The sequence below is a fragment of the Emticicia sp. SJ17W-69 genome (genome assembly GCF_051209875.1).
Classification (GTDB): domain Bacteria; phylum Bacteroidota; class Bacteroidia; order Cytophagales; family Spirosomataceae; genus Emticicia.
Map to the genome: position 1 here is coordinate 4672365 of NZ_JBNTQY010000001.1, position 15164 is coordinate 4687528.

At 34.6% G+C, this 15164-nt stretch carries 14 protein-coding genes; 4 read left to right on the forward strand and 10 right to left on the reverse strand.

Annotated features, from left to right (window positions below):
* Positions 1-2 precede the first annotated feature (2 nt).
* On the forward strand, positions 3-4724 hold the full coding sequence (locus tag ACQUQZ_RS19115; RefSeq protein WP_435356691.1) for a translocation/assembly module TamB domain-containing protein: 4722 nt from the start codon (positions 3-5) through the stop codon (positions 4722-4724).
* A gap of 46 nt (positions 4725-4770) precedes the next feature.
* Here the strand turns inward: ACQUQZ_RS19115 and ACQUQZ_RS19120 are convergent, their stop codons facing one another.
* The 6 genes from ACQUQZ_RS19120 to ACQUQZ_RS19145 all read right to left on the reverse strand — a co-directional run bounded on the left by ACQUQZ_RS19120 (position 4771) and on the right by ACQUQZ_RS19145 (position 9286).
* Positions 4771-5274, reverse strand: a complete 504-nt coding sequence (locus ACQUQZ_RS19120; protein ID WP_435356692.1) for a hypothetical protein — start codon at positions 5272-5274, stop codon at positions 4771-4773.
* A 63-nt stretch (positions 5275-5337) separates the two neighbouring features.
* The gene (locus ACQUQZ_RS19125; protein WP_435356693.1) at positions 5338-6069 is read right to left on the reverse strand and encodes an intradiol ring-cleavage dioxygenase; all 732 of its coding nucleotides are present in this window, start codon (positions 6067-6069) and stop codon (positions 5338-5340) included.
* A gap of 32 nt (positions 6070-6101) precedes the next feature.
* A complete protein-coding gene (locus tag ACQUQZ_RS19130; RefSeq protein WP_435356694.1) occupies positions 6102-6461 on the reverse strand; it encodes a hypothetical protein in 360 nt (119 codons plus the stop codon).
* A 180-nt stretch (positions 6462-6641) separates the two neighbouring features.
* The gene (locus ACQUQZ_RS19135) at positions 6642-7343 is read right to left on the reverse strand and encodes a pirin family protein (protein WP_435356695.1); all 702 of its coding nucleotides are present in this window, start codon (positions 7341-7343) and stop codon (positions 6642-6644) included.
* A gap of 73 nt (positions 7344-7416) precedes the next feature.
* Positions 7417-8109, reverse strand: coding sequence for a LytR/AlgR family response regulator transcription factor (locus tag ACQUQZ_RS19140; protein ID WP_435356696.1), 693 nt, complete (start codon positions 8107-8109; stop codon positions 7417-7419).
* A 97-nt stretch (positions 8110-8206) separates the two neighbouring features.
* Positions 8207-9286 (reverse strand): sensor histidine kinase, encoded by a 1080-nt coding sequence (locus ACQUQZ_RS19145; RefSeq protein ID WP_435356697.1) that lies wholly within the window; start codon positions 9284-9286, stop codon positions 8207-8209.
* A 222-nt stretch (positions 9287-9508) separates the two neighbouring features.
* On the opposite strand from ACQUQZ_RS19145, the gene ACQUQZ_RS19150 reads away from it, so the two are divergent.
* A complete protein-coding gene (locus ACQUQZ_RS19150; protein ID WP_435356698.1) occupies positions 9509-10273 on the forward strand; it encodes a CHRD domain-containing protein in 765 nt (254 codons plus the stop codon).
* Between the two features lie 60 nt (positions 10274-10333).
* Here the strand turns inward: ACQUQZ_RS19150 and ACQUQZ_RS19155 are convergent, their stop codons facing one another.
* Positions 10334-10615: a DUF3817 domain-containing protein gene (locus tag ACQUQZ_RS19155; RefSeq protein WP_435356699.1), complete on the reverse strand. Its 282-nt coding sequence runs from the start codon at positions 10613-10615 to the stop codon at positions 10334-10336.
* A gap of 124 nt (positions 10616-10739) precedes the next feature.
* On the opposite strand from ACQUQZ_RS19155, the gene ACQUQZ_RS19160 reads away from it, so the two are divergent.
* Positions 10740-11264, forward strand: a complete 525-nt coding sequence (locus ACQUQZ_RS19160; RefSeq protein WP_435356700.1) for an NADPH-dependent FMN reductase — start codon at positions 10740-10742, stop codon at positions 11262-11264.
* 50 nt (positions 11265-11314) lie between these two features.
* Entirely contained in the window at positions 11315-11965 is a 651-nt protein-coding gene (locus ACQUQZ_RS19165) for an acetoacetate decarboxylase family protein (protein WP_435356701.1), read from the forward strand.
* A gap of 66 nt (positions 11966-12031) precedes the next feature.
* Here ACQUQZ_RS19165 and ACQUQZ_RS19170 read toward each other — a convergent pair whose 3' ends face one another.
* Genes ACQUQZ_RS19170 through ACQUQZ_RS19180 form a run of 3 tightly spaced genes read right to left on the reverse strand, consistent with a single transcriptional unit; the run spans position 12032 to position 15092 of the window.
* Positions 12032-13810, reverse strand: coding sequence for a DUF885 domain-containing protein (locus ACQUQZ_RS19170; RefSeq protein WP_435356702.1), 1779 nt, complete (start codon positions 13808-13810; stop codon positions 12032-12034).
* 37 nt (positions 13811-13847) lie between these two features.
* Positions 13848-14303, reverse strand: a complete 456-nt coding sequence (locus ACQUQZ_RS19175; protein WP_435356703.1) for a nuclear transport factor 2 family protein — start codon at positions 14301-14303, stop codon at positions 13848-13850.
* Between the two features lie 39 nt (positions 14304-14342).
* Complete coding sequence (locus tag ACQUQZ_RS19180) at positions 14343-15092, reverse strand: hypothetical protein (protein ID WP_435356704.1); 750 nt, start codon at positions 15090-15092, stop codon at positions 14343-14345.
* Positions 15093-15164: the final 72 nt, after the last annotated feature.

Consider the following 15164-nt stretch of genomic DNA (forward strand, 5'->3'; position numbering starts at 1 on the left):
TCATGCGAAAGGCACTAAAAATATTCACCCTAACACTCATTTCTCTTGTCGTTATTGCTATGATGAGTGGTTTGTTGATGTTTACGCCGGTGCCGAATTCTTTATTAATTCTTATCTCCCTCTTATTGCTTTGTTTGGTATTGGCTTATTATTCCAAACGAGCGATTTCTACCTTAATACTTATTCTTATTTTGGGTTTTGGTTTGGTATTTTATGCCATGCAATTACCTCAATTTCAGACCAGTTCACTTCAAAAAGCAACAGAATTATTATCAAAAAAATTAGGTTCAAAAGTTAAAATCGAAAAGGCACGCATGACGTGGTTTGATGAAATTACACTCGAAAACATCACGATTTATGACCAAAAAGACCGTGAAATGATTTTTGTGAAAGAACTGTATGTCAATTGTAAAACCAATTTTTCATTTAATTGGGAAAAAATTCTGACTTTCGATAATAACCTTGATTATGTCATGATTCGAAATCCCCGAGTCAAGTTGATTTATGAACCAGACGGAGATTTAAATATTGATAAATGGCTCGCAAAAATTGATGAACTTACAGCCTCGGCAGATACAACAAACCGACTCAAAGGCGAGCATAATATTCCATTTACGATTGATGAAGCCTATATCCAAGATGGTACTTTTACACTTGAAGACCCCGATAAAAAACGTTTTCCAAAGGAAGAGTTTGACTACAATAACTTTACCTTTAATAATGTTGATGGCAACATCAAAAACTTTTTCATTCAAGGCGATACGATTACGTTTGGATTGAAAAACATGAAAGGAATTGACCGTCGCAGCGACTTGGCTATCAAACAGTTAGATACAAAATTCTTTTATTCTCGAAAGGCCATGCAGCTCAATGAACTGAATGCCAAAATAAATAATTCAACGCTCAAAAATTCAGTTCGATTTACGTATTTTAGTCCAAGAGATTTTGGTGATTTCAATGAAAAAGTAGTAATGAAGGGCGACTTGAAAGACTGCGAAATTGATGCTCAGGATCTCGGAAGATTTGCTCCAGAAATGTATGCTTACAAAGAAAAATATTTGCTAAATGGTGATTTTGAAGGTACTGTCCATAATTTTCGGGTGAAAGAGTTTAACCTAAAATTTGGCAAAAACAGCTATCTTGATGGAGATATTGCTTTCAAAAACCTACCTGATTTGGAAAAAGCAGACATGATTCTTAATTGGAAACTGAGTCAAATTGATGCTTCAGATGCCCGACAATACGTGGGAGATTCTTTGTATTTGCAGCACGTATACAAATTTGGCGTTGTCAATTTTGCAGGAAATTTCAAAGGGGTTTACAATGATTTTACAACAGATGCTTTTGTAAAATCGGCGATGGGTAATGTGGGGGGGAATATTAAGATAAAGATTCCAATGGGAAAAGCATTACCGACCTACTCAGGCTCAATAATGGTTGATAATTTAGAGTTAGGAAAATTGGTTGATGAGTCTGATTTCTTACAGAAACTGTCGTTTTCTGGTAAAATAGAAGGACAGGGATTTACCATAAAAGATGCTGCTTTAGACTTTGATGGTAAAGTCCAGCATATTTGGTTCAATGGGTATGATTTCAAAAATATCACTGTTGATGGCAGAATGAGCCAATCACTTTTTGATGGCCGAGTGAGTGTGAAAGATACCAATTTATCATTTAACGTAGGAGGTAAAGTTGATTTTGCTAAAGCATTAAACAAGTTTGATATACATGGTATTGTTCAAAATGCCAACTTGAAACCCTTAGGTTATTCCAAAAATGATGTAAAACTCCGTTCGGAAATTGACCTTGATTTTCAAGGAAATGAGTTAGACAATTGGCTTGGTGAAGCAAAGTTTTTGCGTACCGTTTTACAGTATGATAAACGATTCCTTGGAATTGACTCAGTATTTGTAACCTCCTCGCTATCAAACAATTCCAGAAATATAAGTTTACTTTCCGAATTTTTCAATATTGACATTTCAGGCAGATTTACACCAAGTAGGGTAATTTCCGACTTAACTCGTTTATCAAAAGAATACACCCAATATTTCTTCGACAAAGAGCAAATTCGTTTAGATTATTATGCTCAATTACCCTATGCAGATGTAGCCAATAAATACCAGTTAGGCTATAAAGTCACTTTCAAAAAACCAGAGCCATTTTTTGCTTATTTCTACCCAGATTTATATATTTCACATGGTACAGAATTAAGTGGAAATCTCAATATCAGAAATACAGCAGAACTTTCTTTATCAGGAAAAATCGACACGCTTCGACATGGAAATTTGGCATTTTATAACAATGAATTAGATTTTAATACTTCAAAAGAAGCCATTTCGCCTAAGATTTTGACCTCCTTGATTTTTAATTCTGAAAAACAAAAATTAGGTGACATGACTCCCACTGAAAAAATGGAAGTTTCGGGTGCTTGGGGACAAGGGAATGTGATTGAGTTTGATGGAAGAATCAGACAACAGGATAGTCAAAATAAAGCACAGGCTTTTGGGAAGTTGACATTTTTATCAGAAGGACTCGATATTACATTCAACCCTAAAAACACTAAACTTGACCTACTCGGTAGCCAATGGATGTTGGGGAAAAACAATTTAATTAACATTCATAAAACTGATATTTGTTTTCAAGATGTAGCTCTTTCCAGTCTCAATCAAAGTATATCACTCAATGGCTCATTTTCAGAAGATTCTACCAAAGAATCACTTATAGAAATTCATGATTTTGATTTGCAGACCTTAAAGCCACTTTCAGACCTTGACCTAAAAGGGATTGTTAATGGAAAAATGATGTTGAGAGATATTTATGATGACGCTGTCATTACAAGTGATTTTAATATTGATGAGTTGATTTATAAGAATATTTTGATTGGTACGGTAGCAAGTGAAGTACTCTGGGACAACCTCAAACAAAAACTCAATATCAACGGAAATATTATTAGGATCAATAATGAAATCTTCCGTTTATCGGGGACTTACGACCCTAAAGATGATGTAAATCCGATGAATTTGAAAGCGACTTTGAAGAAGACTAACTTAGAAATTTTCGAGTCATTTGTGGATGATATTTTTTCAAACTTGGGCGGTTATGCCACAGGAACACTCACCGTCAGAGGCACAGCAAAAGACCCGATCATTCGTGGCGGCATTGATTTTGAGAAAGGCGTTTTGCGATTAAATGCCTTGAATTCTTATTTATATTTTGAAGATAAAATAAATTTCAATGAAGAAGGATTTGTTGCCGAGAAAGGTTTCAAAGTAAGAGATGCTTTTCCAAATGGCAATGTAGCTGAATTGGAAGGTGGGATTTTTAATGGCGGTGGAGGTAATTTCATGTTGGGTATTCATGCTTATATGAAGGGTCGTGATGGCTTTAAAATCATGAATACCGGCATTAGAGACAATGAAAGTTTTTATGGTGTTGGTATAACGACGGGGGATTTACACATTACGGGTGATTTTAACAATGTGAATATTTCAGCCAATTTAACAAGTAAAAAAGGCACTAAAATAACCATTCCTCTCGATGGAGAAACAACCGTTGATACAGAAGAACAGGGTATCACTTTTGTAACTAAAAAAAATCAAACCCTTGACAATCAAGAACTTGACAAAACAGCAAAAAAAGATACTGTTCAAAACAAATTTTTAGTAAAAAATTCGGGGGGATTGAAGATGTCATTTAATTTTACCATCACACCTGATGCCGAATGTATCGTTATTTTCGACCGTAGCAATCAAGACCAACTCAACGCTGTTGGTAACGGAAATATTAGTATTGAGTATGATACACGTGGCGGTTTTACCATGTCTGGGCCTTATACAATCAAAAGCGGGAAATATGACTTTAGCTTGCAGAATATCTCGAAACTAAGGAAATTTGATATTGCCGAAGGTAGTAGAATTCTTTGGACTGGCGACCCTTATGATGCTGATATTAATATTAATGCGAATTATACAGCTAAAGTATTATTAAATGGGATTGTATCAGGAACAAATGCGGCAGAGTTAAGAAGTGCTTATCCAGTGGTTGCTTATATCATGCTTACCGACAAATTGATGAAGCCAACTACCAAATTTGATATTAAGTTTAACCAAAGACAAATTCCACTCAATCTTCAACCACAAGTAATTGCCTTCGAGCAACGCCTTCACGATGACGAACAGCTTTTGAATAATAACTTTGTGGGCATTACTGCTCTCAATCGTCTTTTTTCTGATAATAGTTTCAAAGATGCCCTTGATTCGCAACTTTTACTAGATAATGTGAGCGGAATTTTGACAAATCAATTGGGAAATATTGCATCAAAGATTGACCCGAATCTTGAAGTGGGCGTACAACTGGGCAATCTTAGTAATGTTCGTCAGAATTTATTGAACAATATGCAGGTCAATTTTTCTTATAAATTTGGTAATAATATCAAGGTGAGTGTCAATAATACCATTCTTCAAAACCAAGACCAAACAGCCAGTAATTATTTTTATGGTGGCGAAGTAGAATGGATGCTCAACCAAGATGGTTCGTGGCGATTGAAAGCATATAGCCGCAACGTACCAAACTATTATTATAACTTCAATAGTAACGTTTCGGTTAATGGTGTGAGTTTGCAACATACTCGTAGCTTCAATACAATCTTTAAAAAGAAAGAAATCAAAGAATTACCGATGGGTATTTCAAGCAAAAAGTCCGAAGGGAAATTAGTTATTCAGTAGTCTTCAATGGACAGTTTTAAAAAAATAGTCTTCCATTATCAATTAATTAAATCGGTTTATAATAAACTACCGAAAGTCGAGGTTGCATTTTAAACATCTGTGTCTCTACACCTTCAGCAATATTTTCATCAGAACTTACCAAATAATGCCCATCCCAAATATCAATCAAAGTCAACAAAGGCGAGTAAAATGTAATGCCAATTTCATGAGCATTTCTATCTTTTATATTTGAGTCAATAATGTCAAATCTATAATTATTGAACGGAAGATAATCATTACCTAAAGTGTCAGGCATAGGATAAACCAAGCCTTTCCATTGTAAAAGATAAGGATGTGCTGCCATACTTACCAAGAAGTGTAATTTCTCGGCTTTTCCGTTTTTTCTCAACAATTGTTTGAAAGTCAAAGAAGGATTTTCTGCATCATTATACAATTGTGATTGCATCAAAAACTCTTGATAGGTGCTTTCCCAAACAAATTTTTCCCAACGAGATTGAGAATCCTTGTTAATTACAATTCTGAATGCGAGTTTAATTTGTGCTTTTGCCATAAAATTAAAAAATGAGATATGATTTAAAAATAATTCATATCTCATAATTGATATTTTCAAAACTTACGCTTTTACATAAACAGTATGTGTAAGCACATAACCTGCCGAAACACTACCAGTAACGGTTGACATTTCGTTGGTCACGCCATCACTAAAAACATTATCTCTTGCATTTGTAGTATCTGCTTGTCCGTGGCTGGCATAAACACCTTGTGCATAAACCACTTCGCTCACATCTTCGGGGAACGCAATTTGAGTAACAAGTAATGATTTCCCTGCACTATTATACACGTGTACATGAATGTGTGGGGCTCTTCCCGAATACCAACCTGGGTAAATACTTGTCCAAGCGGCCATTCCATTAGCATCAGTTGTTTGACGACCTCTCAGAAAGTGAACTGCCGTCATATCTGCACTTTGCATACCTGTGCCACCGTATTCTGAATATAATCCTGCTGCATCGCAATGCCAAATATCAACAATGGCATCTTGAATAATCGCACAACTTGCATTGACATTTCTGATATAAACTTTAATTGTCAAGGGTGTTCCTTTTCGGTCGGAAACAATATTTGAAATAGCTAAAGTAGCAGGTGATTTTGTAGGAAATGGCCCTTCTGTTTCAGCATTTGTGACCGAACAACTTGATGGAGTAGTAGTTGGGTCAGAAGTGATCGTATTTGTGGCTGTGGCATCTGCCGCTACTTCGTCTTTTGCACAAGCATTAAGGGCAGGAATGACAGCAAATAGCCCTAATGAGCCTAAGCCTTTCTTTAAAAAATCTTCTCTTTTCATGTTTATATTGTTTTTTGCTTTAGAATTTCATATTATTTTTCGAGAAAACCATCGGTTTGCCATTGTTTGATTGCGGCTATTTCGGCACTTGTTAGGCTTCCATTTTCAGGCATTTTTTTACTTACTACTTCTGATACGATTAATGCACCATTGGCTTTGGCTACGGTGTAATTGCTTACCAATAATGGGCCTTGTTTTCCTGTGTGACAACTTGAACCCGAGCAACTCGCAATAAAAATTGGATTTACAGAAGCAAAAGTAATTTTACCGTCCGAGTTAGGTGTAATTGTTGTAACCGCAGTTGATGGCGTAACAGTTGAATCGGTTGTTGAACAAGCAGTGAAAACGATTGTTCCTAAAAGGAAAACCAGCATTCCGATTATTTTTTTCATTATTTTGTATTTGTTAAGTGAAAAATTAATTATCGGATACGTTTACCATAGAATATCTATCTGGGTTTTGCTTGAAAGATTTTGTTTCTGATATGCTTTAGACGAAAACAGACTTATAAAAGTTGTCTGTATTCTTAGAATTGAGGTAAATAGGAAATTTTATGAGGTAAACGAGCAGATTTATGATTGCGGGATTTCAAAAACTAAAAGCATTGCATCATTGGAAAGTGCTTCAAAATCTAACTCCGCAACCTGCCATAATGCCAAACCATCACGAGGGTGAAGCAAGCGATTTTGAAATTCAAAAGCCCCTTCAATTACAAATGCAAAAATACCATTTTGGGAATTTCGTAATTGGTAAATGCTATCTTCTCTACCGCCAAATTTTCCAAAATAAATAAATATATCTTCTTGGGTAAAAATGGGCAAAAGCTCATTTCTTTGCTCAATATCAAAAGTAATTTGTTCAACTTCTGATGTATTAATTTGTTCTTTTTCAATCCAAATTTCCAAATAATTAATTAGTCGAGAGGCGTTCTGTTCTGACTCATAAGGATTTATTACTTCATATTCCATCCCAGCTTGGGCTGAAAAAATCTGTATTTGTCCAACTTCCAAAAAGTCATGAAAACCCATGCTATTTTTGAATTCAATGCCACCAACCAAAGGCAGAATCAACACTTCCGTAGGATTTTCTACTCGTCTTTTGTTGCTTTTTCGTGCGGCGAGTGTATTATCATTAAACGACTTTATTATCCCAAATGAGGCTTTATTTTCATCAAAATAATTGCCAAAATTAAAAGTATGAAGGCTGCGAAACCATGAAAACTCGGTTTTGCCTCTTTGTTCTGATAAATATATTTTTGCTTCAGTTTGTGTCATAATTTGTACGACGGATTTTCTAATCCGCCCAAAATGAAACCAGACGAATTAGAAAATCCGTCGTACTTTTACATTATTTTCCAAAATTTTCAAAAAAAACCTTTTCGTAACTTATACCAATTGGGATTTCTTCTTCTGCAATGGTTAATATCTTATTCCTCACATTTTCTATTTTACGAAATGGCACTATATAAGAGCGATGCACTCTCATAAACTCTTGTGAAGGGAGCTTTTCGAGCATCGTTTTCATGGTCATTCGAGCAACAATTGGTTTGCTTTTTTCGATATGAATTTTCAAATAATCATCTAAACCTTCGATGAATAGAATTTCATTTAACGCAATTTTATGCAAACGATAATCAGCACGAATATATAAATAAGACGTATTTTCAGTATCTCTTGGTTGCTGGCTTTTATAATATTCATTGGCTTTGTTTACTCCTTGCAAAAAACGCTCATAGGTAAATGGTTTCAAAAGATAATCAATTGCATTGAGGTTAAAGCCCTCCACTGCATATTCACTATAAGCGGTTGTGAAAATGACCATCGTATTTTGATTAATACTTTTAAACAATTCTATACCCGTCATGGAGGGCATATTAATATCAAGAAAAAGCAAATCAACGGGGTATTCTTCCAAAAATTTGAGGGCTTCTTTGGGTTTATGAAAAGTTTTCTCTAAATCAATGAAATCAACTTTCCCACAAAAGTTTTCTATGACTTTCAAGGCAAGCAATTCATCATCAATGGCAATGGCTTTTATCATATTAAAAAATTACGATTGACCAACAAATGTGGCACATCTGACATTTTATTTATGTATTAGGTTCACTTTTAAGATGTGCCACATTTCCTCGTTTTCCCTACAATTTCATCAAAAGTTCAACTAAATATTCATCTTTTGTATCATAAATAGCAAGTTTATGCTTTTCAGGATACAAATGCTCAAGTCTATTTTTTGTATTTTCAACCCCCAAACCACTTTTGTTTTCTTCGGAAATATGAACAGTAACTTTTTTATTGAAAACAGATAGATACAGCTCATTTTCTGCAGTAGCAATGTGTATTTTTATGACTGATTCTTCCTCTGCATTTACACCATGTTTAAAGGCATTTTCGATAAAAGGAATCAACATTAATGGGGCTATTTTTTTACCTTTCATATCTCCATTCACTACAAAATCTAAGGAAATAGCATCTTCAAAGCGTATTTTCTGTAAATCTATATAATTTTGAATATATGTTATTTCTCTTTCTAAAGGCACAAAATCATTGGAAGATTCGCTTAGAACATAACGCATCATTCCCGAAAGCTTTACCACTGCGGTAGGTGTCTCATCAGATTTTTGAATGGCTAATGAATAAATACTATTCAATGTATTAAATAAAAAATGAGGATTTATTTGAGCTTTCAAATAAGCCAATTCTGCATTCGTTTTTTCTCGCTCGGTTTGTTGCCATCTGCTGCTGAGTCGGAGCATTAAAGAGAAAAAAATCACCACCAAAAATGGAAAAACTTTTTGATTAACATCAATAAACATATCATTCTCGGGAGGATGATTGTTATTGGGTTTATCAAATTGGGGTGTAAAATTTTCTCTGGGTGGCGGTGACCTTCTATTCATCGACATATTGGGCGGGGCTTGATGAAGGAATTCGCTTTGAGTAATCACGAAACTCGTGGTATTTCTAAAACCCAAATAAATAAGTCCTATCGAAAGAAAATATAATAAGTATTTCTTGAAAAAATAGAGACGTGGAACAAGAATGAAATAATTAAAATAAAAAATCAAGAGCAATACCCCATATCCTAAAAACTCTCGCACCGCCATTGGATTAAAAATAGTATTGGTTTTACCTTGAAAAAGCGGTATAAAAGCCAATGCTAAAAAGCTCAAACAGCCAACAACGTGAATCAATATTTGTCGATACTTCTCTTTCATTATTTACAAATTTGGTATTAAAGTAAACGAATAAAAAAGATTTTGAAAGATTTGAGGTAAAAGTTATCATTCCATCGGAGAATATATGATAACAATCATTTTTTAATCAAAAAAAACTTTATTTGTCTTACAACCATTACCTGGTTTCGCACGTATTCACAAAGTGTTAACTGATTTAGAATCATTAGACCTTTTTTCAAATTTAAAATACCTTATAACTCAATGAAAAAAAACTTATTATTATCATTTACCCTCGTATTTGCTTTAGCGATAGCTTGCAAGAAAGACGAAACTATTCCAGACCAAGTTGTATCAGGGACACTTGCAGGCGATAGTAATATACTTTATGCTACTACGACATTGGCAGGTAGTAATGAGGTTCCTGCCGTTACAACTACAGCCACAGGCGATGTACTTGGCTCTTTTGATAAAACTACCAAAATCTTAACGCTTAATATCACGTATAATGGTATCACTCCTACAGCATGGCATATCCATAAAGCTGCTACTGGGGTAACAGGTGGTGTGATTTTTAATTTCGGTACAGAGTTCAAAAGCCCATTTACTTATACTTCTCCTGCTTTCACAGCAGCACAAGAAGCTGATTTGGTTGGCGGATTAAACTACGTCAATATTCATAGTAAAATTTCTCCAAGTGGTGAAATCAGAGGACAACTGGCATTAGCAGCGACTAAAGCGACTGGCTCAATTTCGGGAACTTATAACAAAGGGACAAAGATTTTGACACTTTCTGTGAATTATGCAGGTATCACACCAACGGCTTGGCATATTCATAAAGGAGCAGCAGGAACTTCAGGCCCAGTTGTATTAGATATGGGAACAACCTTTGTTAGCCCATTCAATTTTTCTACTGTAGCACTTACTTCTGATCAAGAGGCTGATCTATTGGCAGGTCTATATTATGTCAATATTCATAGTAAAATCGCTCCAAGTGGCGAAATTAGAGGACAATTAATCGTTCAATAAATTATTTAAATATTTATGTAGAGACGCAATGCATTGCGTCTCTACGTTAATAATCGCATCCTACCTGAATAATTTTTTATCGGCATAAAAAGTACCAAAAGGTACAAAAGAAGCTAAAAATGCCAAAATGACCTTTTTTAATGACCATTTATCTTGAAATGCTACTAAAGCTAACAAAATCACATAACTGATAAAAAGTATGCCATGTGCCATACCTACAAAATAATTGGGTTTAGGCATTCCCATCATGTATTTGAGTGGCATTGTGATGCCAAAGAGAATAAAAGAACACCCTTCTAAAAAAGCAATTACCCTAAATTTTCCTAAAGTAGTATTAAGCATAAAGTTTTTTGGTTTTTAACAAAGATACGAGATTTGATGCAAGAGCGTTTAGATTTCTTCTAATGAGGAACATTTTGCCTTATTTTTTGTTAGGTTACAAAGAATCAAACCAAAACTTATTGTAATGATTGGTATTATCATAGGCACAAATCGCCACAATTCACTTTCAAGAAAAGTTGGTATTTATTACCAAAATTTACTAAAAACGCTTGATCAAGAGAGTCAAATCATTGATTTGTCTGAACTTCCACATGATTTTGCATTTTCGGCATTGTATCATAATTCAGGAAAAAACGAGACTTTTAATACTTTTCAAAAAATCGTTGATGAAACTAAAAAATTTGTCTTTATTGTACCCGAATATAACGGTTCATTCCCCGGAGTTCTAAAAACTTTTTTTGATGGCCTCCGTTATCCCGATAGTTTTAATAATAAAAAAGCGGCTCTTGTAGGCATTTCGGCTGGTGTATTGGGAAATGCAGTTGGCTTAGGACATCTCAATGATATTTTGAGTTATATGGGAACAGACGTACTTGGCTTACGCATGAAATTAGGTAATATGAAAGCACATTTCAATGGTGAGGACTTCACTTTTGACGTTTACCGAAATTTTCTTGAAAAGCAAGCGAAGGCTTTAGCTTCTTTTTAATAATTTCACACAAAATATTTAATTATTCACTCATAATTGATAACTAAAAAATGCAAGCTCCTCCACCATGGACATTGAAAGGAAATGGGTATATTTTTATATATCATTTTCCAAAAGAATTTGTTGAGAAGTTTGGTTTTTTGGCTGAATATCAACGAGATAGCTTTAAGGGAGATTTTGTTGGAACAGTGATGTTGGTCGATTATGAAACTTCGGCGGTTGGGCCTTACCGAGAGTTATTGTTCGTACCTGGAAGGATGAATTTCAGCAATAAAAAGCTTTTTTCGATTTCTAAAATATATGTTTCGAGTGATGATAGTGTATGGAATGGTAATAAAAATTGGGGTATTCCGAAAGAGTTAGCTGATTTCAAAATTACAAAACCAAACGAAAAGGAGTCAATTATTGAGGTAATAATTGAAGGAAAAAAATTTTTCAAGGTACATCTTCGTAATCACTCCTTTAGTTTTCCAATTACAACAAAATTTTTTCCACTAAAACTTGCACAAAAACAAAGCAAAGATTTGTTGATTACCAATTCTCCTGCTAAGGGCAAGGCTTCATTTGCCAAAATAATAGATATCGAAGTTGATAGCACTTTCTTTCCTCCAATTTCACAACTCAAACCTTTGAGTATTTTAGCAGTAAAAGATTTTGAAATGACTTTCCCTGCACCTGTGGTTTTGAAGGATTATTTCTGAAAATGAGGCTTTATTTTCAGAAAAATTAAACTCCTGAAAATATTCTTTCAGGAGTTTAATTTTTTGTTACTGTTTTGCTGCCCAAGCATCCATTTTACGCTCTAAAACGCTCAAAGGCATATCGCCATCTTTCAAAAACTCATCGTGAAAAGCCGCTAAACTAAATTTCGAACCCAGTTGTTTTTCGTATTTTGTACGTAACTCTCTGATTTTCAATGCACCAATTTTATAGGATAATGCTTGCCCAGGTATTGCCATATAACGCTCAATTTCGGCAGTTGCTCCTTGTTCGGAAATAGGCTCATTGTCCATCATATACTTGATTGCTTGCTCACGTGACCATCCTTTTGTATGAATTGCCACATCAACTACTAATCGAATGGCACGATGGATTTCATCACCTAATGCACCAATATATTGATATGGGTCGGTGTAAAGCCCTAATTCTTTGCCCAAAGATTCACAATATAAAGCCCATCCTTCTGCATAAGCTGAAGTGCCACCAAATCGTTGGAATTTATATAAAGAAGTATTTTCTTGTTGCAAAGAAACCTGATAATGATGTCCAGGAATAGCTTCGTGCAAAAACAAAGATTCCATTCCTGAAGTAAAATTGAATTTGGTAGCATCAGGAATTGGCACGTAGAAAATCCCAGGGCGACTGCCATCAGCCGAGCCAGCGTTGTATTCGGCACTGGCCGATGCTTCTCTAAACTTTTCAGTTTCCCGAATTTCAAACTTCGTTTTAGGCGTTTTTGAAAACATTGTCTTTAGATTTGGTTCAATTTTCGCCAAAATAGTTCCAAAAGCATCTAATACTTCTTTAGGAGTTTTATAAGGATAAAATTTCTTATCGGTTTTTAGATGGGTGAAAAATTCAGCTAAAGTTCCCTTGAAACCCACTTGCTCTTTCACTTTCTCCATTTCTCCTCTGATACGAGCCACTTCTGAAAGACCCGTTTCATAAATTTCATCGGGAGCTTTATCAGTGGTTGTCATTACTTTTGCTAAATAGGTATATAATTCTTTGCCTTCTGGCATCTCACCAATACCCGAACTTAGGCGAGCTTTGGGAAGATACTCAGTTTTGAGAAAATCACCCAATTTTTTATAAGTTGGTACTAATTCATCCATAATTGCTTTTTTATAAGCATCTGTCAAACGAGTTTTATCGACATCACTAAAATCTTTTGGCAATTTATTGATTGGGCCATAAAAAAGACTTTTAGTTGGGTCGGCAACAACCAAATCATTCATTTGTGGAATCATTTTTACAACCAACGATTTGGGCAAAACTATTCCAGTAGCAATTCCTTTACGGAAATTTACTACGGCAGTATCGCTCCAAACTTTAAAAGCTGAAATACGTTTTAACCAATCTTCATAATCTTTCACTGTTTTGAAAGGCTGACTACCTTCACCACTTCCCAACTGCCCCATTGTAAGAGGCAAGCCATAAAATTGCTGAAAAGGTATATATTCAGTATGGAATTTAAGTCCTTCCAATTGAATTTCCATCTGACGCTTGAAAATATCATAAGCGATTTTATCTTCATCACTCAATGATTCTCGGTCAAACTTTGAAACTTTTTCAAGATAATCGGTATAAACTACTTTTGTCTTGGCAATAAATTCTTGTGAAATATCATTTGGTAATAAATCATTATAACGATTATCACCTTGATTGGTAGCAGAGATAGGCGAAAGTTTGAGGCTTTCTTCATAGTAATCATCAAAAACTTTGGCTAAGTCTTTGTTTTGTGAAGTCGAAGCTGTTTGCTCGGCTTTTTTTGAAGTACAAGAAATGATAGTTAAGGCAATAAGCCCCAATAATAGTTTTTTCATTGTTTGATAGGTTTGTTAATGGTTTTACTTTATCAACTTATTTTTTGCAGTTGTCTTTTCTGCGAGTATCCACAATACCGACAATTTTCCAACCTTTATCTGTTTTCATCATTGTAAACACATCTACACCACAATGATTAAATTTATCATTGACATAAAACTCATAAGGTGTCCAAGCCATTGCCATTTCTCCATCAATTTTGATGTCATAACTGGTCAATCTTTCATCTAAAAGTACACCTTCACGCTTTGTTCCAATTGATTTCAACCAATCGATAATCGCATCTTCTTGCAAACGAACTTCGCCTGTTTTGCTTTTACCAATTGATTTCAAAAAACAAGACGGGTGCAGGACTTGGCGTACCAATGTGGTATCGTTTTTACGCATACCATCAAATACCTGATTGATGCTTGCTTTGATTTGTTCCTCGTCGGTTTGGGCAAAAATTGGAAACGTAGAGAATAATAAAAGAATCATTAATAAATTTTTCATTGATATTGAGTTTAGGTTAAATTACAAAACATTGACACCTTAATTTTGTTCAAATTTAGGAGCTTTGGTATCAAATTTCAAATAACTGCCTACTACCGAAGCAGCATTTCCAAATCCACATTCATACGCTTCATCCAAATAAATAATGTTAGCTCCTCCTTCAAAGAAGCTGATTTTTAGTTTGCATTTACCAAATTCCTTATTCTCATAAATGGCTTCATTTCTGGCTAATTTCAAACTCGTTTTTGTAATAATTGCTTGATTATAACTCGGTGGGCCTTTTACTGCCTGCATTTCTACGATAATTTTATCTTTTCCAACTTGTTGAACATACAAGTTTCCAGTACCTCCATCCTTTCCAAAACTATACGCATAAGAGCCAGTTACAGATTTTACTTCAGGTTTTTCAATCGCAACTACTGCTGTTTTTTTGATACTAAATGGCATCTCTTTCCCAGTTGGATTTGACCATGAGCCTTTGATTTCGTCACCTTTTTTTTCGCCATAATAAATACCTGTAATATCAGCTTTTGCAGCAAATTCATGCAGCAAAAAATCATCTTTCTCAAGGCTACCTATTACTTTGATAGGTTGGCCTACCTTTGTATAAGTTAAAATACCATAGACCAAATTGTCCTCAAAGGTTAATGATAAATTAATTGGAATTTTGTTATTAATGTATCCATCAAAACTTTGTTGTGATACTTTAGATTGGGCAAAACTTAACTCTAAGCTCCCTATCCACAAAAAAGACCACAAAATAATAAGTATCAAGACATTTTTTTTCATAGCATTTTTTTGTTTAAACGATGCAAGATAAAGATTTTAGCTTTTCTTTGTAAAAAAAATTATTCTTCCATA

Coding starts and splice junctions, on each gene's coding strand:
- ACQUQZ_RS19150 (WP_435356698.1), top strand. CDS start 9,509: ATGAAAAAAAACTTATTATTATCATTTACCCTCGTATTTGCTTTAGCG.
- ACQUQZ_RS19140 (WP_435356696.1), bottom strand. CDS start 8,109: ATGATAAAAGCCATTGCCATTGATGATGAATTGCTTGCCTTGAAAGTC.
- ACQUQZ_RS19135 (WP_435356695.1), bottom strand. CDS start 7,343: ATGACACAAACTGAAGCAAAAATATATTTATCAGAACAAAGAGGCAAA.
- ACQUQZ_RS19155 (WP_435356699.1), bottom strand. CDS start 10,615: ATGCTTAATACTACTTTAGGAAAATTTAGGGTAATTGCTTTTTTAGAA.
- ACQUQZ_RS19165 (WP_435356701.1), top strand. CDS start 11,315: ATGCAAGCTCCTCCACCATGGACATTGAAAGGAAATGGGTATATTTTT.
- ACQUQZ_RS19145 (WP_435356697.1), bottom strand. CDS start 9,286: ATGAAAGAGAAGTATCGACAAATATTGATTCACGTTGTTGGCTGTTTG.
- ACQUQZ_RS19160 (WP_435356700.1), top strand. CDS start 10,740: ATGATTGGTATTATCATAGGCACAAATCGCCACAATTCACTTTCAAGA.
- ACQUQZ_RS19180 (WP_435356704.1), bottom strand. CDS start 15,092: ATGAAAAAAAATGTCTTGATACTTATTATTTTGTGGTCTTTTTTGTGG.
- ACQUQZ_RS19170 (WP_435356702.1), bottom strand. CDS start 13,810: ATGAAAAAACTATTATTGGGGCTTATTGCCTTAACTATCATTTCTTGT.
- ACQUQZ_RS19125 (WP_435356693.1), bottom strand. CDS start 6,069: ATGAAAAGAGAAGATTTTTTAAAGAAAGGCTTAGGCTCATTAGGGCTA.
- ACQUQZ_RS19175 (WP_435356703.1), bottom strand. CDS start 14,303: ATGAAAAATTTATTAATGATTCTTTTATTATTCTCTACGTTTCCAATT.
- ACQUQZ_RS19120 (WP_435356692.1), bottom strand. CDS start 5,274: ATGGCAAAAGCACAAATTAAACTCGCATTCAGAATTGTAATTAACAAG.
- ACQUQZ_RS19115 (WP_435356691.1), top strand. CDS start 3: ATGCGAAAGGCACTAAAAATATTCACCCTAACACTCATTTCTCTTGTC.
- ACQUQZ_RS19130 (WP_435356694.1), bottom strand. CDS start 6,461: ATGAAAAAAATAATCGGAATGCTGGTTTTCCTTTTAGGAACAATCGTT.